We start from the raw sequence: 20,999 nt of genomic DNA on the forward strand, positions 1-20,999 counted from the left end.
TACGCTAATATCAATATATAGAAGTATACTGAGCATCGACCTTTGAACGCGAATGGCTATGCAACCAGTTGACTTCACCACTCTTACAGCTACTTGTAGCGAAATCCGCGCTAACTGGCTGCCCTCGCGGACAGAACAGGTTTACCAGCGCGATCGCTACACTATTGCCATAGCATTACGCACCCTGAAACAGCGGGATTGGCTACAGATTTCTTGGCATCCCCAAGCTGCACATATTTGTATTGGCGATCCGCCACCGCGATCGCCAGACACTTTTACCTTTAGCCAACAATTAATCCACCAATTGGGTGGTTTGGCGCTGGTGGCGATTGAAGCGATCGCTCCTTGGGAACGTGTTATTGATTTGCAATTTGCCCGTCGTCCTGGAGAAACTGCCCTGTATCATGTCTATGCAGAAATCATGGGCAAGTATAGCAACGTCATTCTCACCGACGCTAACAATATAATTATCACCGCCGCTCATCAAGTCAGTCAGCAACAATCTAGTGTCCGTCCCATCCAAACCGGACAACCTTATGAAACACCACCGAAACTGACTGGCACTGTCCCCAGTTTGAACGAATCCCAAGAACGTTGGCAAGAACGGGTAAGTTTAGTACCAGGGGCAATCAAGCGGCAATTGCTGAAAAGTTATAGTGGCTTGAGTGCAGCATTGCTGGAGTTAATGCTGTTAGAAGCAAATATTGCACCAGAAACATCCACCGATACTCTCAACCCCGACGACTGGCGACGGTTGTTTGAGCGTTGGCAAGAATGGCTGCAAGCTTTGGATTCCTGTAAATTTCAACCCGCTTGGACAAAAGATGGCTACACCGTCATGGGTTGGGGAGCAGTTGAAAAGGTCAAAGATATCCAAGAGTTGCTTAACTGTTATTACAGTAACCAGATTGACCAACAGTTATTTTCCCAATTGCGCCATCAGCTGAGTCAAAAATTGAATAATATTCTGGCGAAATTACGGAATAAAGCTCAAACCTTTAAAACACGCTTGCAGCAATCAGATCAAGCCGATGATTATCGACAAAAAGCTGATTTATTGATGGCTCACCTGCAAAACTGGGAACCGGGGATGAAAGAAATTATCCTTGCTGATTTTGATACAAATTTGCCAATAGCGATCGCTCTCCAACCAGATAAAAATGCCGTCCAAAATGCCCAAAGTCTTTACAAACAGCACCAAAAGCTGAAACGCGCTCGTGCTGCCGTCGAACCGTTATTGTTGGAAGTGCAGACAGAAATAGAGTATTTAGAACAAGTAGAAGCTGCGATCGGCCAAATAGATAATTACCAAACAGCAGAAGATTTGCGAGCTTTAGAAGAAATCCGCGAAGAATTGATTGGACAAAAATATCTAGAAGATCCCGAATACCGCAGCCGCAGTGCCAATGACCCCCCCAGCACCAACTTTCATCGTTACCTTACCCCCGGTGGCTTTGAAGTATTAATTGGTCGTAACAATCGCCAAAATGACCAATTGACCTTTCGTGTAGCTGGGGATTATGACATCTGGTTCCACGCTCAAGAAATTCCAGGGAGTCATGTCTTACTACGTCTAGAACCGGGTGCTGTGGCAGAAGAAGCTGATTTGCAATTTGTAGCTAATCTCGCTGCATATTACAGTCGCGCCCGTCAGAGTGAGCAAGTGCCAGTAGTTTACACTCAGCCAAAACACGTCTACAAACCCAAAGGGGCAAAACCGGGAATTGCCATTTACAAGCAGGAAACTATACTTTGGGGAAAACCACAATTAACAATTCAAAATTCAAAATGACGCTCTTTACTTCACCAAAACCTAAATCAGTTATTTTAGTTTTTCTCCGCTTGCTTTTTTCTTTGGGTGCAAATTGATTAAATCAATCAGCTTTGAGTTGCCCATAGATATTAGCAGTTTCTTTTTCTTGGTTATGCGCCTGTTTTTTCTAAATGGGGATTTACTGTGCCTTTAAGATGATGTATTTTTTGATTTTGAACATATATGACAGCTTGCTCAAGTTGCTTACTGCCCAAAGAAAATATACCATATCCTTCTTGCCAAGCAAATTTTTCTGATGTAGGGTAAAGATTCTGGTTGAAATGGTGAGAACTACTTCCTTTAATTTTTTTCACAAACTCTGCGATCGCGATTTTTGGCGGGATAGATACTACTAAATGTATGTGGTCTTCAATACCTCCAATGGCATGGAGTCTACAATTTAAACTATTGGATTTATTAATGATGTAATTATAAAGCTCAGTTTCTTTATCGGAGGTAATTAGAGGTTGGCGACCTTTTGTTGCCCAAACAATATGATAATAAAGTCGCCACAGAGACATAATATTTTTTAAATTTCGTATTTACTTACATATATTTATGTTTCCCATATTGCTGGAAAAAATTATCATATTAGCAGTGTCCGTCAGCCAGCCAGAAAGCAGCAGCCAGCAGCCAGCCAGGGAATGAAATTCCCTGTCTGAAAGCTAAAGTCGTCTGAAGACGACTATGTGAAACTAGTCAACAATTAAACCAAGTTTTTTCTAGTCCTCTTCTAGAGGACTTGCACTATTAGACAGGGAATTCTATTCCCTGGCGGTCTGGTTGGTAAACCAATAAATTTGGTTAAGAATGAAATTCCCTCCCTGAAAGCTAAAGTCGTCTGAAGACGACTATGTAAAACTAGTCAACAATTAAACCAAGTTTTTTCTAGTCCTCTTCTAGAGGACTTGCACCATTAGACAGGGAATTCTATTCCCTGGCTGGCTACCCCTCCTCTCAATTCGGCAAATTATCAACCCGCATCAAATCCAATTCCCGTTCAAATATTTCATCAATTGGCAACATTTGACCATCAGCAGTCATAAATTTATGGTCTTTTGTCGCCCGTATTACTGAACCGTCTTCTAAACAATACTCAAACACCTCTTGCTGTCCGCGATCGTGCCACTGTGCAACAGATTGCGTGTAAATATTTCCATTATTATCAACACTATATACACTGCATTCAATGCCTTTTTCTACAATTTCTCCAATCGGCATTAATCCATATTCTACTGTCAATATTTCTGTGTCATAGCTTAAACAATATTCAGCAAACTTCAACATTTGCTCAAATAATTCATCCGCAACTTTTTTCTGAACCCCATTTTTCGCTGCGCCATCCACGAATTTTTCTCGCTGCTTTTGCATCTCAGAAACTTTCTTTTTACCCATCGCCCGACGCAGCAAGTCAGCTTGTCCTAAAGAATATCCCGCCATATCTTGAGCAATTTTCATAATTTGCTCTTGATAGACCATAATTCCATAAGTTTCGTCTAATATTGGTTCCAGAACTTGGTGTTGATAATCAATCTTTTCTCGACCATGTTTGCGGTTAATAAATTTAGGAATTAGCCCCGCATCTAATGGCCCCGGTCGATAAAGTGCCAAAATTGAAGAAATATCTTCTATATTAGAAGGCTTCAAATCTCGCACGATCTGACGCATCCCAGAAGATTCTAATTGAAATATCCCTTCTAACTCACCTGCTTCTAATAGTTCATAAGTTTTTTGGACATCTTTTGGCAAAGCGCTATGTTCACCTTTAGCTAATATCCTCTGGGCTTTTCTTTCCTGGCGGGGAATTTCATCAGGATCAACCCGATATCCTCTCGTTTCTTGAATCAAATCTACAGTTTTTTGAATTAGCGTCAGGTTCCGTAAACCTAGAAAATCCATTTTCAATAAACCCATTGATTCCAGGTCTTCCATGAAATATTGGGTAATTACAGAACCATCATTATTCTTCTGTAACGGCACAATTTCATCAAGTGGATCGGCAGAAATTACCACACCCGCCGCATGAACACCAAAAGTTTTGTTCGTTCCCTCAATTCGCATGGCCATATCAAGCCAATGGCGAACATGGGGTTCTTTATCATATTTTTCTTTGAACTCTGGTTCTGGAGTTTTATCGGAAACCATCACCTTGAGTTTCGTTGGTTTCCCGCGCACCACAGGAATCATTTTCGCCATTTTGTCAGCTTCCCCATAGGGAATATTTAATACTCTGGCGACATCTTTCAAAACCGCTTTAGAAGTTAGGCGGTTAAAAGTAATAATTTGGGCAACTCTATCTGCACCGTATTTCTCAGTAACATAATCAATAACTTTATCCCGTTGTTCAATACAGAAATCCGTATCAATATCAGGCATGGATTTCCGTTCGGGGTTCAGAAAACGTTCAAATAGTAGCCCATGATGTACAGGGTCAATATTAGTAATTCGCATTGCATAAGCAACTAATGAACCAGCCGCCGAACCCCGACCTGGCCCCACAGGAATATTATTATCTCTAGCAAATTTAATGTAGTCCCATACAACTAAAAAGTATTTGGAAAAACCCATCTGCTGAATCATTTTCAGTTCGTATTCCAATCTTTCTTTATAGACGGAATCGACTTCCTGGCGAGATTTGCGATTTAAGCGTTCTAAAAGTCCGCTCCATGCAACATCTTCGGCGTAAGTGTCAGCAGTATGACCAGAAGGAATGGGAGGTGTAGGAATTTGAGGCTCACCCATGATATGGTAAGGCTCAACTTTATCGGCCACTTCTTCAGTAGTTGCGATCGCTTCTGCAATCACATCATCCGGTAAATGGTCACGAAATAGCTGCCGCATCTCCTCACCAGATTTGAGATACTCTGTGCCGCTATAACGCATCCGCTTATCTTCAACAATTAATTTGCCAGTTTGAATACATAGCAAAGCGTCGTGGGCTTCAACGTCAAAACAAGATATAAAATGTGAATCATTAGTAGCAATAATTTTAATCCCTAGTTCCCGCGAAATTTTGACTATTTCAACATTCACAATTCGGTCTTCTTGGGAACCGTGGTCTTGAATTTCTAAATAATAATCATCACCAAATACATCTTTATACCACTGAGCAACTTTCCGGGCGGCATCTGGTCTATTACTGAGAATCGCTTGGGGAACTTCTCCACCCAAACAAGCACTGGTGACAATCAAGCCTTCATGATATTCTTTTAATAAATCTTTATTAATACAAGGGCGAGAAAAAATTCCTTTGCCTTGAACACCTTTAAGGTGAGAAATTGTGGTTAATTTGACTAAATTTTTGTAACCTTTGGTATTTTTAGCTAAAACTACTTGATGATATTTGGGGCGGCGTTCTTGTTTCTCAATATCGCCGTTAATTACATACATTTCATTGCCGATAATCGGCTTAATATTTTGACTGCGGCAAATTTTGATCAGTTCAACGGCTCCATACATGACACCATGATCGGTAAGAGCGATCGCTTTCATTCCCAGTGCGATCGCTTGATTCACTAACTCTGGTAGCTGACTTGCTCCATCGAGCAGACTGTAGTCACTGTGAATATGTAAAGGGACAAAGGACATAAGCATCTCCAACCACAAGCCAAGATACCTCTAGGGGCCTACCTTGTGGTATACCCTTTCGAGCCAGATTTTGCAAACCAACGGAATCTTAGATTAACAGTTTTTACCCAAAATTTAAGCTGTTCTTTTTCCGAAATCGTCACTATCATTAATGTTGTTTTAATAGTTACAGCAGTTAACCAGTATTTAACTAATGAGTCAAACAGAGAGTACTACTTCGCCTGCAACCAAAGCTCGCCCTTGGTGGCAGCGTATCCCTCTCACATTGCAAATTGTCATCGCCCTAGTAGTGGCAGTCAGCGTCGGAATTGCCCTTGGTGCAGGGAATCCCAATCCCAGCAACGCCACCTTAATCAATAATTTAGCAATTCCGGCGGAATTGGTGCTAAAGGCTCTCCGTGCCTTGGCTACACCTCTGATTCTGGTAGCAGTGCTGCATACTTTGATGACTACCAACATCCCTGGGACAGCCGGACGGCGGCTGGCAGTGCTACTTTTAACCAACACTACCGTAGCTATTTTAGTGGGGCTTTTCGTCGCGAATGTACTACGTCCAGGGACTTGGGGGAATGTAACGACCTCAATAAGTACAGAAATAACTCCTCAGAGTCTTGACCCTTGGGGAATACTCAAAGATGCTGTCCCGGAGGCTGTTCTCAAGCCATTAGTTGATAATAATGTCATCCAACTAATTGTTATTGCTCTAAGTTTTGGCATCGTTCTGCGGGCATTAAAATCTGAACAAATCGCCCAAGGAAAGAATGGATACCAGCCAATAGAGGATGTCATCGGAATTTTATTTGAAGCGGTAGTTCGTGTCCTCAACTGGGTAATTGCCTTAGTGCCGTTCGCAGTCTTTGGGATTGTTGCTAAAACTGTTGCGATGCAGGGCTTTGCACCGTTTAAATCCTTGGGTGCATTCATCGTCGCGGTGTTGTTAGCGCTGGTATTGCAAGCGTGTTACTACCTCACCAGAGTAAAATTTGGTTCTTGGGTACACCCGCTAAAATTTCTAGCTGGCGGTTCTGATGCCTTTTTGACAGCTTTCTCAACTTCTTCCTCCGCGGCGGCAATGCCGATAACCTTTGAGGTTTTGCAAACGAAAGTTGGTTTAAGGGAATCTTCTGCTGCCTTGGGGGCATTAGTCGGGGCAAATTTCAACAATGATGGCACTGCCCTCTATGAAGCAATGTCTGCGTTGTACATTTCCCAACTAATTGGGCAACATCTAAGTCTAGGACAGCAGTTAATTGTCATTCTTACCTCGATTTTTGCATCTGTAGGCGCAGCGAATATTCCCAATGCTGGACTGGTAACGATGACACTGGTCTTCACTTCTGTAGGCTTACCTACCCAGTACATTGCTTTGCTAGTTACTGTAGACTGGTTTCTAGATCGCTGCCGTACCGCGATTAATGTTATGGGAGACATGACTGTTAGTGCTTTACTTGACGGCAAAAAGCCTCGTTCTGTGGACGAGGCTTAGTTTGACGGCTTTTTAGCTAGCTAATGCTGTTGAGGCCCTTTGGCATCACATTCTTTAGTCCAGCAGCGTTCTAGAAGTTGCAGACGCCAGATCAATGCAAAGCGTTGGGGATGCAATACTAATTTAGTATTGTGGCTAAATAAAGGCTGGTTCAGATACTGCCAAAGGGGAAATTGAATTTTGGTGTGTTTTGGAGTCATAAGAACAACAAATATTATAAAAGTTTAGTGGCCATAGTTGGCGTTTTGTCTAAGAACTGCCTTGATACTCTTTTTCTAGTTAAAGGCTACACTGCGTTTTTGCAATTGTCTTGGTGGCAATTGCGGAATTTCAGCAAATGAGTTTATATTGTTTCCGCTTTAATACTGAAATTGCACTCACCCCTGACCATTGATGACATCAGCTAAGTTGTCAAAACCATTGATATTATTTTTCAGGTCAACTAAATTCCACTTCCAAACCTCGCCTCAAAAGTTGAAGAGGCTTTAAAACCCCCATTACCTTGTAGGGAATAGGACTAGGGGCAATACTTGTCGGTTAAGGGGGAAAGGGAAATTAAAAACCTTTAATCCTTACCCTTTAACCCTTTCCCAAAACCAAACTTTGGGTTCAAAATGCTTAACCGAGTAGTATTGGGACTAGGGGGTTAAGTTTCCGAGGCTTAGATGTTAGCAATCATACTTTTAAAACAAGTCTAAGTCCGCTGATCTTGCTTTCTAGAATCAATAATGTGGATTCCTATACCTCTACCTTTAATATTGCAACTTATGTACGACAATAGCGCATAAATAAAGATAACTATGCCCAGCATTTCTAGCACTTCTTCTATAGTTGTTATGAAGACATAAACCATGCTATTGGGCGTGTAGTAATATTCATAGTATCCGCCTACCAATTCAGTAGCAATTGCACCCGCTACGTAGATTGTTCCAGCAATGAAAAATAAGCGTCGTGTCTTGCCAGGAAGAGTAGTAAAAAATCGCCCAAATACTAGCAAAAAGAGGAGTACGAAGATAGCACCCGCAATCACCCAAGCGTAGTAAAGAAAACCACTAGTATTAAATATACCTCGCAGTGGTGTAGTTAGTCTTTCATGAAGACCGATCAATTCATCTAAGAATAAACCAGCAAAAACTATTGACAATCCTCTCCATGCCCAGACATCTTTATTCTTAGCTAACCTCTGAGCTTGGAAGATGATCTCCAGCAGAATAGAACAAAATAGTAAAGCTCCTCCAGAGTAAATTGTCGGAATATTATCTTCGCTGTTGAGATCGAATAGAATTCTAAAGATATCTCTCCCAGGGAAGTCAGGTAGATAGTAGACATTGTAATTAGCCAAAAGACTGATAATAGCCAAGAAAAGTACCACGCCAAGTAGGAATTTGAGGGTTTTGTTGGCAGAAAGATATACTTTCAATTTATGCGATGATTGCAACGTTGCGATCGCACCTACTGGTTTTATATAACTCGTTGACTCAATTACAGAGATGCGATCGCTGTTACCATTGTCTGAATAAGACTGGTTTTTCAGGATTTTGCGTCGCTCTGGCAATACAACCTTTGACATGAAGTACTCAATGGTTTGCTGCCTAACAAAACCATGCATTGCCAGAATTTTTCCCAACTGCTCACCACTCAACTTTTGTATCTTAAGTGCTGTGTCTAATTCATCTGGAGTGATTAGTTCAGCTTCAACCAAATACATCCCAAGAGGCTTAAGCTCAAAACTTTGCGCGTCTATTTTCCTAATCAATAATATCTCCTTATTTTCACTGGCTAAATGTAATAAATTGTCTGGCTGAGTCATGAAACATTACAATTACTGATGAGAGCAGATTTTAAAAGTTTCATAACCTTCGCTTAATCATATTTTGCACTCGCTAAATTCTTCACTATATACGTGTAAACTTATGATAAAAAAACTATGAATTTATTATGTAGATACGTCTGTTCTGCGGTTGCTGTTATTTATAAACGCATTGATACAGGATTTTATCTCATGGTTTATAGCAGGCATCCCTGACCAGCAGAACGCACTTTTACCTCCAAACCTTTTTCCGAGCAAAAAAAATGAATCCACCTACACATGAGAGTGATAGGTGGATTTATTTAGATGTACAGACATCTAGTGAGGTTGATTGTATCTCTAGCAGACAGAGTAAGTAACAAAAATGCTGCTAGAGTTGCATTGCAGGGTAATCTTCTAAGTTGAAGAGTACCTATAAAGATTTAATAATGAGTGCCTGTTTTACGATGGTTGATGGCAGTAACAGCATCAGGCTTGAGTAATTTACCTTCATCCACAGTTGCATACACAACCCAATGATCGCCACATTCCAGACGTTGGTTGACTGAGCATTCCAAATATGCTAATGCATCAGTGAGGACGGTACAGCCATTATCTGCAACTGCTGTACTAAAGTTGGCAAATCGATCTTCCCCAGGCGCGAAAGATTTACGGAAATGCTTCATGTAGTCTTGATGATTGCCTTCAGGTAAAATATTTAAGGCAAACTTACCGCCTGGATACATTAAAGATTCGATCGCTCGCTCTTTAGCGATCGCAACTGTTATTCCGGGTGGATTGAAGGTGGCTTGAGAAACCCAAGCGCCTAGCATTGCGGTAGACACTTCTCCTTGTTTAGCTGTCACCACGCAGACGGAACCAACAATCCGACCAACAGCTTGTTCTACTGGAGTCGCGGCTTGTTGTGGTACACGTACCTTTTTAGCCTTTTTCAGTGTTTGGGCAAAGTCTGTACCTAGTTCTTCACAGAATTTGAGAGTAACATCATCAGGTTTAAACTTCACCTTCAGGGTGTCAAAGCCAAAGCGATATCCAGAATCCCGGAGTTTACCTTCGATTAAGTCAAAGGCTTCGCCACTCCAGCCATAGGAACCAAATACCCCAGCGAGTTTACTGTTGTCACCGCTTGATATCACAATCCCTAAAGCAGTATGAATGGGAGTTGGTGCATGACCACCGATGGTAGGAGAACCAATGATAAAACCCTCTGACTGTGCTAGGTTGATGCGAATTTCATCAGGGGTAGCAAATTCGCAGTTGATTGATTTAACTGCAACTCCACCTTTAGTTAATCCCAGAGCGATCGCTTGTGCTAAAGTCGCCGTATTCCCGTAAGCTGAAGCGTAAAGTAGGGCAACGGAAATTTCGCGATCGTTATGAGAACGGCTCCATTCTCCATAAGCTTTGGTGAGTTCGATTAAGCTGCTGCGTACCAAAGGCCCATGACCCACAGCATACATTCTCACCTGCAAATCTGATATCTTCTCCAAAGCTGCTTGCACATGAGGAGTTTGGGGAGCCATCAAGCAGTTAAAGTAGTAACGCTGGTCTTCTTTGAGCGCTTCCCAGTTATCATCAAACACTTCATCACCACAGAGATGAGTTGCAAATAACTTATCTGTGTAGAGAATTTGGGTTTGCTGATCGTAGGTACAAAGTCCTTCCGGCCAACGCGGACTAGGAGTGGGTAAAAATTTTAAAACATGACCCTTACCTAAATCCAGAGTTTCTTTCCCCCGCATCACCAAGACTTTCAAATCATGATCTAGGAAAGCAGCACGCAAATTGTTCGCACCGGGAAGAGAACAGACAAAAGTTACCTGTGGTGCCAATTCTAAAATTGCTTTGAGGGTTGCAACTCGATTGGGACTAAAATGACCCAGGATTATATAATCCAAATGTTGCAAATCTAAAGTCTGCCGCAATGCCTCTAAATAAATTTCGGTAAAGCTTTCTGGCGGTGGATCAATAAGTGCGGTTTTATCAGCTTCAATTAAATAGCAATTGGAAGTAGTACCTCTTTCAAGTGCGTATTCAATTTCAAACCGCAGACGTGACCAACTACGTGCTTTAATCGCCTTAGTATTTGTAGCAATTGGTAAAACTTGTACGTCGCGTGGCTTGGAATTGGTCATAGCTGTTTTAAAGTTGGGGAACAGAGACTGGGGACTGGGGACTGGGGAATGGGGAATGGGGAATGGGGAATGGGGACTGGGGAATGGGGAATGGGGAATGGGGAATGGGGAATGGGGAAGAGTTTTCCCAATCCCCAATACCCAATCCCTAATCCCTAGTAGTAATTACCTACTTTGCGATGGCGAACGGCTGTCAATCCATCGTTTTTGGAGACACGACCTTCTTGGACGGTGCAGTATAAAATCCAGTGATCGCTGCATTCCATACTGCTCTGGATTTCACATTCCATGTATGCCAGAGCATCAGTTAGAATTGGTGAACCGTTTTTCGCGGTTTGAGTTTTCACTCCAGCAAAACGGTCAGCACCGGGATGCAAGCGCTTGAGGAAGTGTTTCTTGAGTTCTTGATAATTGCCTTCTTCCAAAACGTTGAGGACGAAGCGATCGCCTACTTGCATTAAGGAATCAATGGCGCGGTCTTTAGCAACGGCAATTGTGAATCCTAATGGTTGCAAACTCGCTTGCGTTACCCAGGATGCCAGCATTGCACTTGAGGCATTATCTTTTTTCGTGGTGACTATATATAATCCGCTGCTAATGCGACCCAGCGCCTTTTCCATGTTGACATCAAGGGACTTGATTTGCTTGATGTTGCGATCGCGCACTAGCAATTGTCCTAAGTCTTTACCCGCTTCTTCACACAACTGGAATGTTGATGCAGTGGGAGCTTCTTTAATCCGAATGGCTGGGAAGGCTTCTTTGATACCAGAGTCGAGAAATTTTCTCCGGAGTGTATCAATGGGTTCATCATCCCCACCGTAACATTCAAATAGCCCAACAAATTGCTTGTTTTTGGCAACAGCTAGCACCGAACTAATACTAGCTTGGGCAGCGGCGGCGGTAGTCGGGGGCATACCGATAATGATGCCAGCTGCTCTCCCGGCTAGTTCTTGAATTTCTTGGCTCTCAGCAGTACTCAGATCCAGTACTTCTACGCCAACGCCAGTTTTCAGTATACCTTCGGCAATTGCATGGCCAAGGCGTTCGCCATACCCATATTCTGAGACAAAAAACAAGCCAACTGTTGTTTCTGCTTTAGCTTGTTTTTGGCTCCAATTTTCGTAGCACCCGGTTAGAACATCTAAGTGGTGGTATAATAAAGGGCCGTGACCATTGGCGATTATATTAATCTTCCCTAGCTCACCCATCCGCTTCATCGCATTCAGCAGCGAACGAGCGTTAGGGCCCATCAAGCAGTCATAGTAAAATCTAAAGTCAGCTTCGATCGCTTCTAAATCTTCATCGAAGGTGCGATCGTCACAGAAGTGCATCCCAAAAGCATCACAGGTGTAGAGAATTTGGGTTTTGCGGTCAAAGCTAAAGATTGTATCCGGCCAGTGCAGGTTAGGCGCACTCACGAATTCCATTTCGTGTCCTTTGCCGATATCTATGCGATCGCCACTTTTGACAATCCGTTTGGAAAAAGGGTCGTGTACTAAGCCTTCTAAAAACTGAAGCGCAACTTTTGAGGCTAAAACGGTAGCTCTAGGAGCTAACTGGAGGACATCTTCTACTAAGCCGCTATGATCTGGCTCTGTGTGACTAACAATTATGTAATCAATTGTCTTGGGGTTAACAAGACCTTTGAGAGTCTCTAAATACAGGTGACGAAACTTCTGGTGAGAAGTATCAATCAAAACTGTTTGTTCACCCCTAATTAGATATGAATTGTAGGTTGTGCCGTTTTGCAGTCCGAATTCGATATCGAAGCGATCGCGATCCCAATCAAGAGAGCGAATCGCCGTTGTGTTAGGGGCAATTTCTACAGTTTGTATAGTTAACCGATGTTGAACGTTCTCTGCGTGGGCATCGCCGGTCGTAGACATCGCTACCATTATTCGTCTCCGATCGCAAATTAACAGGTTTTTCTTCTGCCCCCATTCTCTCTATTATTTTTTGTTTAAGTTGTAATAAATATCAGTTTTTGAAAAATTTAACTTGTATCAAGTATGGCTGTTTTTTAGCAAAAATTATGACTCAAAAAATATACTAAATATTAATTTACTCTCAGGATTTACTGAGTATTTAATTTTGCTATTTATCTATTTCTGTCTTAATTCAAAAATATCATGCCTATCATATTATTTGTCAATAAAAATTGAAAAACTTCAAACTTAAAAATCACACATCTAGGACTGTTATGTTAGCCTTGATTTTTCAGAATGACGTATGAATGCTAAGGATAGACCAGGATTTACAAATATAGGACTCCTATTTGATTTTTGAAAAAAATCAGTACAACTTGAAGAGGCTTGTTTCCTGTTGCCTATTGCCTATTGCCTATTGCCTACCTACGCAAATAATTTCAGAAATCAAAGCGGATTCCTATATATCCGATGATTGTGGCGCACATTCATGAGCGATCGCAAAATAAATATCTTAAAAAAATAGATTTAGATATCAATCATAAAAAGCTATTTTTTTAAGTTACTCTCTTATAACTAAGTAGAAAAGTGGGAAAAGTAGGAAAGGTAGGAAAGGTAAGATAATCATTTTAGGTTTTCAATTTACATCAAATAAAGCTACTAATACTGATTTCTCAAATGGGGATTGAATATATTTTTATCTCAAGCTAGAATCTTGTTGTGTAAAATATAAATTTTATGTAAAGTTGATAAAAAAAGATAGTTTTTTGGAGATTAGCAAAGCACTTTCCAGAAACTAGTTGAATCAAAAGAAACTAGGCTTACATATCTTTTTCTAATGAGCAAAATGGAAACTAGCGTAAAAATCATTTTTAAAGTTTCGATAAATCTCCGTAACCATACGAATCATCTAAGAACTTTGGTGATAAAGTCCTTTATTATCGACTTTAGACATTAATCAGAATAACGCCAACAAATTCTTATTGTCATAGCCTGAAGCTGTAGCTTATGGCTATTAAATAAATTTGCCTATACAGGCTAATGGTGTCATCTCTGATATGCCTAACTTTTTATGAAAATTCATTGCTGACGATAAATTGCAAACTTTGACAGTGTTCTCGATCCAATACTTATCACGTAGCAGCCTTGTAGACGCCGACATCCTTAATACTTGTAGTTTAGCTTTTAAAGAGTGTAATAAATAACCAAAGTACTTAAGTGTATAGGCGTGAATAGACATAAAAATGACAAAAATTTATTGCATAAAAGGTTATTAACTATGGGATGCCGATTAAAAGTCTTTCTAACTGAGGAAGAAAAGCTGACTTTAGAAGAGTTGAGAAAAGCCAAAGATGTTCCTCAACGTACCAAGGATCGTGCTCAAGTTTTATTACTGAATACTCGCGGCTTAAAAAATGAGCAAATTGCTAAAGGCCTGAACTGGGCAATTTCAACAGTACGTCAAACCCTTCATCGCTGGGAAAAAATGGGTTTAGCAGGTTTGTGGGATGCTCCCGGCCGAGGGGGAAAACCGCGATATTCGGAATCAGATTTGGTTTATCTAGAAAATTGTTTAGCTCAAGAGTCAGAGAGTTATAACTCTAAACAATTAGCAAAAAAATTGGCATCTGAGCGTCAAGTCAACTTGAGTGCAGATAGATTACGACGGGTACTTAAAAAAAGGGGAAGGAGGTTTGGAAGCGCACGCAAACAACCCCAGGAACAAAATAATTAGCTGAATAAAACAAAATCCACCTAAACATTAAAGTGTTTGGTGGATTTGTTACTTATCTTTAGTGGATCCGAGCAGAGTCGAACTGCTGTCCAAATTGGGTATTGACCCCCCGCTCATTCACAGGTTTAGCCTTTCTGACCCTCAAGGCGGGAATCGTTCATTATCCCGAACGTAGGATGCTCTGATTTAATCTTAGCCAGCAAGCCAACCAGAGAACGCTTGCTAGAGCATCCGTTGGGGGTTGGTCTTCAGTCCTTAACGGAGTCAAACTAAAGACGCTCGAACCTATAAGAGGTGTTTAGGCAGCTACTAGAGCATCCTTACGAGCAAAGTTAACGATGTTATTCGCATTTACTTTTTGTTTGAGCCTTTGATTTCCGAGAGGAGACTCACTCTCGACCTGAATCACAGAGCAGCGTTCGCCAACCTGTCGAAACCGTGACGGACCCATGCGCTTCATACTTCAATTATAATACGCAATTTTGAATTCGTAATTCTTAATTCGTAATTCGTAATTATCAAAGTCAGAATATATGGCTCCACTTAGTCAAAATAGCCAATTGCTAATTTCAAAACAAACTAGCAATTAGCTATTTATCACAATTAACAATTAGCTATTTCTAAGTTAGTGCTTCAGCACCACCTACAACCTCAAGGAGTTCTTGAGTAATTGCAGCTTGTCGTGCTTTGTTGTAAGACAGGGTGAGGGTGTTAATCAGTTCACCAGCATTTTCACTGGCATTACTCATGGCTGTCATCCGCGCTGCTAGTTCACTAGCCGCCGATTCTTGTAGCGCCCGCAATAGCTGGTTACTCAGATACAGAGGTAACAGGGAATCAAGAATCTGTACTGGATCTTGTTCAAAAATCATGTCAGGAGCCAACGGGCGGACTTGGCTAGTCACTTTCTCCCGTTCGACTTGAAATTGACCACCACGGGTTGTTAAGCGGAAGATTTCGTCATCTCCTGCTTCTAAACCTTGTGGATCGAGGGGTAGTAAGGTTTGGATTACCGGACGTGAGCTAACCAAAGAGACAAATCTGGTATAGATTAATTCGATGCGGTCAACTTCTTCCGAAAGGAACAAGGAAAGTAGTTGGTCAGCGATCTGATTGGCTTCCGCGGCGGTGGGGATTTGCTCTAAGCCGGTGTAAGTAGCATCAATGGGCTGATCGCGGCGTTGAAAGTACTGGGTAGCTTTGCGTCCAACGAGCACAAATTTATAGTCTAAACCTTCTGCCTGGATTTCCTTGGCGCGGTTTTCTGCACGACGGATGACGTTATTATTGTAGCCGCCGCATAGACCGCGATCGCCTGAAATTACCAACAGCCCGACTGATTTAACTTGGCGTTTTTTCAGTAGTGGTAGGTTTGCTTCTTCAAAGCGCAGACGGCTTTGCAAACCATACAATACTTGTGCCAAGCGATCGGCAAAGGGACGAGTCGCTAGTACTTGTTCTTGCGCCCGACGTACTCTAGCCGCAGCTACGAGACGCATGGCTTCTGTGATTTTTTTGGTGTTTTTGACCGACTGAATGCGATCGCGTATTGCTTTTAGATTGGCCATATTCTTGAGTTAGGAGTTAGGAGTTAGGAGTTAGGAGTTAAGAGCTAGGAGTATTTCATTAACTTTTAACTCTTAACTCTTCACTCCTCACTATTAATTACGCTGTAGCTTTGAAGGTCTTCTTGTATTCGGTGAGCGCTTCCTTCAAGGCAGCTTCTTCTGCGTCACCTAGTGCTTTGGATGCTTGTACTCCTTGGGCGTATTTACCAGCCTTTAAGTAGTCGCGCAGACCTTTAGTGAAGGTAGTTACTTGATTTACCTCTACATCATCTAAGTAACCATTAATACCAGCGTACAAAATTGCTACTTGCTCGTATACTGAGAGTGGCGAATTTTGTGGCTGCTTCAGAAGTTCGCGCAACCGTTGACCCCGTGCCAACTGGTCTTGAGTGGCTTTATCTAAGTCGGAAGCAAATTGAGCAAAGGCTTGTAGGTCGTCAAATTGGGCTAGTTCCAATTTAATCTTACCGGCAACTTTTTTCATTGCCTTGGTTTGAGCCGCAGAACCCACACGGGATACAGAAATACCGGGGTTTACAGCGGGACGGATACCAGCGTTAAACAAGTCAGAAGACAGGAATATCTGACCATCGGTAATAGAAATTACGTTGGTGGGGATGTATGCTGAAACGTCACCAGCTTGGGTTTCGATAATTGGTAGGGCGGTCATACTGCCTTTACCTAGTTCGTCACTCAGCTTTGCGGCTCTTTCTAACAAACGGGAGTGGATGTAGAATACATCACCAGGGTAAGCTTCGCGTCCGGGTGGGCGACGCAGCAGTAGGGACATTTGGCGGTAAGCTTGGGCTTGCTTGGAAAGGTCATCATAAATTACCAGGGTAGCTTTGCCTTTGTACATAAAGTACTCAGCAATAGTTGCGCCTGTGTAAGGAGCTAGATATTGTAGGGTTGCTGGTTCACTGGCACTAGCTGCGACGACAACGGTGTAATCCATTGCGCCTTTTTCTTGCAATGTCTGCACCACGTTAGCAACTGTGGAAGCTTTTTGACCGATCGCAACGTAGACACAAACTACATCTTCTTCTTTTTGATTGATGATGGTGTCGATCGCGATCGCAGTTTTACCGGTTTGGCGATCGCCAATAATCAATTCCCGCTGACCACGACCGATAGGAATCATTGAGTCAATAGCTGTGATCCCCGTTTGCATGGGTTCGTGTACAGACCGACGGGCAATAATACCTGGTGCTGGAGATTCAATCAAACGGCTTTCTGAGGACTTGATGTCTCCCTTGCCATCGATGGGACGACCCAAAGCGTCTACAACTCTTCCAATTAGAGCTTCTCCCACAGGTACTTGGGCAATTCTACCAGTAGCGGTTACAGAACTACCTTCTTGAATTTCCAACCCTTCACCCATCAACACCGCGCCCACGTTGTCTTCTTCTAAGTTTTGGGCGATGCCAATTGTGCCATCTTCAAATTCTAAGAGTTCCCCAGACATAGCCTTTTCCAGACCATAGATCCGGGCAATGCCGTCACCAACTTGGAGGACAGTACCAACGTTAGCAACTTTGACCTCTTGATCGTATTGCTCGATTTGTTGTTGGATAATGCTGCTAATTTCGTCAGGTCTAATTGATATGCTCATGTGTCTATCTTTTTTGCTTTCGAGACGGAAGTAAAAGGGACTGGGTATTAGGGACTGGGGATTAGGGATGGGGGATTAGGGATGGAAAGAATTTATGACTATAATCTTTTTCCTAGTCCCCAGTACCCAGCCCCCAGTCCCCAGTCCCAATTTTCTAGCTATTAGTTAAGCGCAATGAAAGGCGGCGCAACTGACCCCGGATACTGGCGTCAATTACCTGAGAACCTACTTTAATGATCACACCACCAATTAACTCGCTGTCTACATTGGTTTCTAGTTCTACCTGGCGAGCATTCGTAATGGCGATCACCTTTTCTGTAATTGCCTGCTGTTGAGCTTCTGTGAGGGGAACGGCTGAAATTACTTCCGCTAATACGGTTTGATTCAGCTGCCGCAACAGCGCCAAATACTGTTGAAAAATTGATTCCAAAAATGCAATGCGCCGTTTATCTACCAATACCAGCAAAAAATTGCGTAAGTAGGGGTTAGATCCTTCACCGAGTATTTGTTTGATGAGAGCTTTTTTGTTCTCAGACTGAATAAACGGGTTGCTGAAGAAGTTATGTAGCTGTTTGTCTGCTCTGAGCAGGCCGAGGAAAGTACGCGCATCTTCCCCGAACTCTTCTGTCAAATTTTTCGATTGCGCTATTGACAAAAGTGCTTGTGCGTAAGGTTGGGCTACTTCGGCTGCCGCTACCTGACTTGTCATACATTGCCTCCCAGTTGTGCGATGCTGCGGTCAATTAAACTTTGTTGAGCATCGTCAGCAATCCCGCTTTTGAGTTGCGATTCGACTTTTTGCAATGCTAGTGTAGCTACCCGTTGCCGCAGTTGAGCGATCGCTCGATCAGTTTCGGTGTTTAAATCTGCTGCTGCTGTTTGTTTCAAGCGTTCTACGTCTTGCACTGCCTTCGCTAACAAGGCTTCTTTCGCTTTTTGAGCGTTTTCTACGGCAGATTGGCGGATGCGTTCTGCCTCTGCCTGAGATTGCTTCAATTGCTCTTGCGCTTGGGAAAGGGCAATCTTTGCCTCTTTTAAGCGCCCTTCTGCTTCCTGAATTGCGGTGGCAATATTGGATTGTCGCTCGTTCAGGATATTGCTTAAAACTTTACGTCCGAAGTAGAATAATATGCCAATCAGAATCGCTAGATTGATCAGATTGGTTTCAAAAATGTCTAGGTTTAGACCGAAACCACCTTCTGCTGCGCCTTCTGCCAATTCAGAGTGAACAGCGTTCGCTTCTGCGGCAAGTAATAAGAATGTCCCCATGATACCCATTTACAAGTGCGCTGCTCGCTGCTAATACGTTGTATTTTCCCGAAGGGAAATTAAGTATCTTTCCTCCGAAGGGAAATTAAGTATCTTTCCCCCGAAGGGGAATTTAAGTATTTTTCCCTCGAAAGGAAATTTAAGTATCTTTTCCCCGTAAGGAAGTTAAGTATCTTTCCCCCGAAGGGAAAAAAGTGCCTTTTTGTGACACTTAAATTTTGCGCTCTGGACTAGGGGCCAGTTGCGCGTATGCTTTCACAGAGCCAGTCTAGTTAGCTTATCTAACTGGAGTTGGCCCCAATAGTTTTTCTAGAATCTGCCGACTTAAAGCATCAACTTGTTGCTCTAAGGTGCGAAAAGCTTCCTGCTTTTGTTGTTCTATTTCAACAGAAGCTTGTTCTCTTTGAGTCTGAGCTTCTTTTTGGGCCTCAGCAATTTTCTCAGCAGTAATTTTCTTAGCTTCAAGTTGAGCTGCTTCTATAGTCGCTTGCGATTGTCTGCGAGCGTCTGCGAGTTGCTGCTCATATTCGGTAGCCAAGCGCTCGGCTTTAGCCAAGCTCTCCCGCGCCTCAAGGGTATTCGTTCGGATGTAACTATCGCGATCGTCTAGTACCTTGGTCAGTGGCTTATAGAAAATTGCATTCAACAAAGCTGCCAATAGCAGGAATTGCAATGCCATGAAGGGCAAGGTAGCATCGAAATCAAACATTTGTCTCCTCTTTGGCTGGAGTAGCAGTTTTCATGGCTAGCAACGTCATCCAACCTTTCATATTTTAGAGACCCATAGCCAACAAGGGTCAACTGAACATTAGAAATATTACGATACCCAAAATATTTTGTTTGATTGTAGAGGCGTGATGATTCACGTCTCCACACTCACAAAATTTTCAGGTATTAGCCGAAGGGGTTAGCAAACAGCAATACCAAGGCAATTACTAGACCATAGATAGTCAAGGATTCCATGAATGCCAAGGTTAATAGCAGAGTACCGCGAATTTTTCCTTCTGCTTCAGGTTGACGAGCAATACCTTCTACTGCTTGTCCAGCAGCGTTACCTTGACCGATACCAGGGCCAATTGCAGCTAAACCAATCGCTAAAGCAGCAGCGAGAACTGAAGCAGCCTGAACTAATGGATCCATGTTGATTTTCCTTGCTTTGATTACAAAACTAACAAAAGTACGTTAACGATTAGAAACGTGGTTTTCACGCTGCACATGAGTTCTTTGATCGCGCTTTGCGATATTTTGAGCGAACATGCTCTTGGAACTGTGCTATCAACTGAGAAGTTTAATGCTCCTCATGTTCATCTCCGCCATGCCCCTCCATTGCCTCATGAATGTATGCTCCGGCTAGGGTGGCGAAAACCAGGGCTTGAATGGCACTGGTAAACAAACCCAAGGCCATTACAGGCAGAGGTACAAATAGAGGAACTAGCAGCACCAACACCGCTACAACCAATTCATCCGCCAAAATATTACCAAATAGCCGGAAGCTTAGGGAGAGAGGTTTGGTGAAATCTTCAAGAATTGCGATCGGCAACAAAACGGGTGTTGGCTCTATATATTTCTTAAAGTAGCCTAAACCCCGTTTGCTAAAACCTGCGTAAAAGTACGCCAAGGAAGTCAGCAATGCCAATGCAACAGTCGTATTGATGTCATTGGTGGGAGCTGCTAATTCGCCTGAAGGTAGCTTGATGAGCTTCCAGGGAATTAGTGCGCCTGACCAGTTCGATACGAAAATAAACAAGAACAATGTGCCAATAAATGGCACCCAAGGGCGGTACTCTTTCTCACCGAGTTGGTTTTTGGCCAAATCACGAATGAATTCTAGGGCGTATTCCATCAAATTTTGGATGCCCTTGGGAATTCTTTGTGCATTTCGAGTAGCAGCTATTGAGGCCACTACTAGAATACTAATCACAAACCATGAGGTGAGAAAAACTTGCCCATGAATTTTAAGATTGCCCAACTGCCAGTAGAAATGATGTCCTACTTCTAATTCGGCGAGGGGAAAAGAATTAAAGGCGTTTAAGACACTAAGCATTTGCATTCTTCAAG

The 20,999-nt window shown here is 42.5% G+C and carries 16 protein-coding genes and 1 other RNA gene; 3 read left to right on the plus strand and 14 right to left on the minus strand.

Annotation, left to right across the window (positions count from 1 at the left end; all coding sequences use genetic code 11):
* Window positions 1–58: 58 nt before the first annotated feature.
* On the plus strand, window positions 59–1,792 hold the full coding sequence (locus ACWATR_RS27725) for an Rqc2 family fibronectin-binding protein (RefSeq protein WP_460340710.1): 1,734 nt from the start codon (window positions 59–61) through the stop codon (window positions 1,790–1,792).
* A 131-nt stretch (window positions 1,793–1,923) separates the two neighbouring features.
* Here the strand turns inward: ACWATR_RS27725 and tnpA are convergent, their stop codons facing one another.
* The gene (tnpA, locus tag ACWATR_RS27730) at window positions 1,924–2,334 is read right to left on the minus strand and encodes an IS200/IS605 family transposase (RefSeq protein ID WP_460339301.1); all 411 of its coding nucleotides are present in this window, start codon (window positions 2,332–2,334) and stop codon (window positions 1,924–1,926) included.
* 436 nt (window positions 2,335–2,770) lie between these two features.
* Window positions 2,771–5,401 (minus strand): DNA polymerase III subunit alpha, encoded by a 2,631-nt coding sequence (locus tag ACWATR_RS27735; RefSeq protein ID WP_460339303.1) that lies wholly within the window; start codon window positions 5,399–5,401, stop codon window positions 2,771–2,773.
* Window positions 5,402–5,594: 193 nt separating this feature from the next.
* Here ACWATR_RS27735 and ACWATR_RS27740 point away from each other — a divergent pair, with 193 nt between their 5' ends.
* Window positions 5,595–6,887 carry a dicarboxylate/amino acid:cation symporter gene (locus tag ACWATR_RS27740; protein ID WP_460339305.1) on the plus strand — a complete coding sequence of 431 codons (1,293 nt, stop codon included), beginning with the start codon at window positions 5,595–5,597 and terminating at the stop codon, window positions 6,885–6,887.
* Window positions 6,888–6,907: 20 nt separating this feature from the next.
* On the opposite strand, the gene ACWATR_RS27745 is transcribed toward ACWATR_RS27740, so the two are convergent.
* From ACWATR_RS27745 to ACWATR_RS27760, 4 genes are all read right to left on the minus strand, one after another.
* On the minus strand, window positions 6,908–7,087 hold the full coding sequence (locus ACWATR_RS27745) for a hypothetical protein (RefSeq protein ID WP_460339307.1): 180 nt from the start codon (window positions 7,085–7,087) through the stop codon (window positions 6,908–6,910).
* A gap of 494 nt (window positions 7,088–7,581) precedes the next feature.
* On the minus strand, window positions 7,582–8,697 hold the full coding sequence (locus ACWATR_RS27750; protein WP_460339309.1) for a hypothetical protein: 1,116 nt from the start codon (window positions 8,695–8,697) through the stop codon (window positions 7,582–7,584).
* Between the two features lie 422 nt (window positions 8,698–9,119).
* A complete protein-coding gene (locus tag ACWATR_RS27755; RefSeq protein WP_460339311.1) occupies window positions 9,120–10,832 on the minus strand; it encodes a diflavin flavoprotein in 1,713 nt (570 codons plus the stop codon).
* Window positions 10,833–10,987: 155 nt separating this feature from the next.
* Window positions 10,988–12,727 (minus strand): diflavin flavoprotein, encoded by a 1,740-nt coding sequence (locus ACWATR_RS27760; protein ID WP_460339313.1) that lies wholly within the window; start codon window positions 12,725–12,727, stop codon window positions 10,988–10,990.
* 1,309 nt (window positions 12,728–14,036) lie between these two features.
* On the opposite strand from ACWATR_RS27760, the gene ACWATR_RS27765 reads away from it, so the two are divergent.
* Window positions 14,037–14,492, plus strand: a complete 456-nt coding sequence (locus tag ACWATR_RS27765) for a helix-turn-helix domain-containing protein (protein ID WP_460339315.1) — start codon at window positions 14,037–14,039, stop codon at window positions 14,490–14,492.
* A gap of 59 nt (window positions 14,493–14,551) precedes the next feature.
* Here the strand turns inward: ACWATR_RS27765 and ssrA are convergent.
* The 8 genes from ssrA to atpB form a co-directional block, all read right to left on the minus strand.
* Window positions 14,552–14,941, minus strand: a transfer-messenger RNA (tmRNA) gene (gene ssrA, locus ACWATR_RS27770).
* Window positions 14,942–15,112: 171 nt separating this feature from the next.
* Complete coding sequence (locus tag ACWATR_RS27775; RefSeq protein ID WP_460339317.1) at window positions 15,113–16,060, minus strand: F0F1 ATP synthase subunit gamma; 948 nt, start codon at window positions 16,058–16,060, stop codon at window positions 15,113–15,115.
* A gap of 97 nt (window positions 16,061–16,157) precedes the next feature.
* Window positions 16,158–17,672, minus strand: a complete 1,515-nt coding sequence (atpA, locus tag ACWATR_RS27780) for a F0F1 ATP synthase subunit alpha (RefSeq protein WP_460339319.1) — start codon at window positions 17,670–17,672, stop codon at window positions 16,158–16,160.
* 154 nt (window positions 17,673–17,826) lie between these two features.
* Window positions 17,827–18,381, minus strand: a complete 555-nt coding sequence (gene atpH / locus ACWATR_RS27785; RefSeq protein ID WP_069073282.1) for an ATP synthase F1 subunit delta — start codon at window positions 18,379–18,381, stop codon at window positions 17,827–17,829.
* A complete protein-coding gene (locus ACWATR_RS27790; protein WP_069073281.1) occupies window positions 18,378–18,950 on the minus strand; it encodes a F0F1 ATP synthase subunit B in 573 nt (190 codons plus the stop codon). Before ACWATR_RS27790 ends, atpH begins: the two co-directional genes overlap by 4 nt.
* A gap of 268 nt (window positions 18,951–19,218) precedes the next feature.
* The gene (locus tag ACWATR_RS27795) at window positions 19,219–19,650 is read right to left on the minus strand and encodes a F0F1 ATP synthase subunit B' (protein ID WP_069073280.1); all 432 of its coding nucleotides are present in this window, start codon (window positions 19,648–19,650) and stop codon (window positions 19,219–19,221) included.
* A 185-nt stretch (window positions 19,651–19,835) separates the two neighbouring features.
* Window positions 19,836–20,081, minus strand: coding sequence for an ATP synthase F0 subunit C (atpE, locus tag ACWATR_RS27800; protein WP_012411162.1), 246 nt, complete (start codon window positions 20,079–20,081; stop codon window positions 19,836–19,838).
* A gap of 148 nt (window positions 20,082–20,229) precedes the next feature.
* Window positions 20,230–20,991 (minus strand): F0F1 ATP synthase subunit A, encoded by a 762-nt coding sequence (gene atpB, locus ACWATR_RS27805; RefSeq protein ID WP_175586935.1) that lies wholly within the window; start codon window positions 20,989–20,991, stop codon window positions 20,230–20,232.
* Between the last annotated feature and the right edge of the window lie 8 nt (window positions 20,992–20,999).

It is taken from the genome of Nostoc sp. UIC 10890 (genome assembly GCF_054786515.1).

Coding starts and splice junctions, on each gene's coding strand:
- atpE (WP_012411162.1), bottom strand. CDS start 20,081: ATGGATCCATTAGTTCAGGCTGCTTCAGTTCTCGCTGCTGCTTTAGCG.
- atpA (WP_460339319.1), bottom strand. CDS start 17,672: ATGAGCATATCAATTAGACCTGACGAAATTAGCAGCATTATCCAACAA.
- ACWATR_RS27735 (WP_460339303.1), bottom strand. CDS start 5,401: ATGTCCTTTGTCCCTTTACATATTCACAGTGACTACAGTCTGCTCGAT.
- tnpA (WP_460339301.1), bottom strand. CDS start 2,334: ATGTCTCTGTGGCGACTTTATTATCATATTGTTTGGGCAACAAAAGGT.
- ACWATR_RS27795 (WP_069073280.1), bottom strand. CDS start 19,650: ATGTTTGATTTCGATGCTACCTTGCCCTTCATGGCATTGCAATTCCTG.
- atpH (WP_069073282.1), bottom strand. CDS start 18,381: ATGACAAGTCAGGTAGCGGCAGCCGAAGTAGCCCAACCTTACGCACAA.
- ACWATR_RS27775 (WP_460339317.1), bottom strand. CDS start 16,060: ATGGCCAATCTAAAAGCAATACGCGATCGCATTCAGTCGGTCAAAAAC.
- ACWATR_RS27755 (WP_460339311.1), bottom strand. CDS start 10,832: ATGACCAATTCCAAGCCACGCGACGTACAAGTTTTACCAATTGCTACA.
- atpB (WP_175586935.1), bottom strand. CDS start 20,991: ATGCAAATGCTTAGTGTCTTAAACGCCTTTAATTCTTTTCCCCTCGCC.
- ACWATR_RS27750 (WP_460339309.1), bottom strand. CDS start 8,697: ATGACTCAGCCAGACAATTTATTACATTTAGCCAGTGAAAATAAGGAG.
- ACWATR_RS27790 (WP_069073281.1), bottom strand. CDS start 18,950: ATGGGTATCATGGGGACATTCTTATTACTTGCCGCAGAAGCGAACGCT.
- ACWATR_RS27725 (WP_460340710.1), top strand. CDS start 59: ATGCAACCAGTTGACTTCACCACTCTTACAGCTACTTGTAGCGAAATC.
- ACWATR_RS27765 (WP_460339315.1), top strand. CDS start 14,037: ATGGGATGCCGATTAAAAGTCTTTCTAACTGAGGAAGAAAAGCTGACT.
- ACWATR_RS27745 (WP_460339307.1), bottom strand. CDS start 7,087: ATGACTCCAAAACACACCAAAATTCAATTTCCCCTTTGGCAGTATCTG.
- ACWATR_RS27760 (WP_460339313.1), bottom strand. CDS start 12,727: ATGGTAGCGATGTCTACGACCGGCGATGCCCACGCAGAGAACGTTCAA.
- ACWATR_RS27740 (WP_460339305.1), top strand. CDS start 5,595: ATGAGTCAAACAGAGAGTACTACTTCGCCTGCAACCAAAGCTCGCCCT.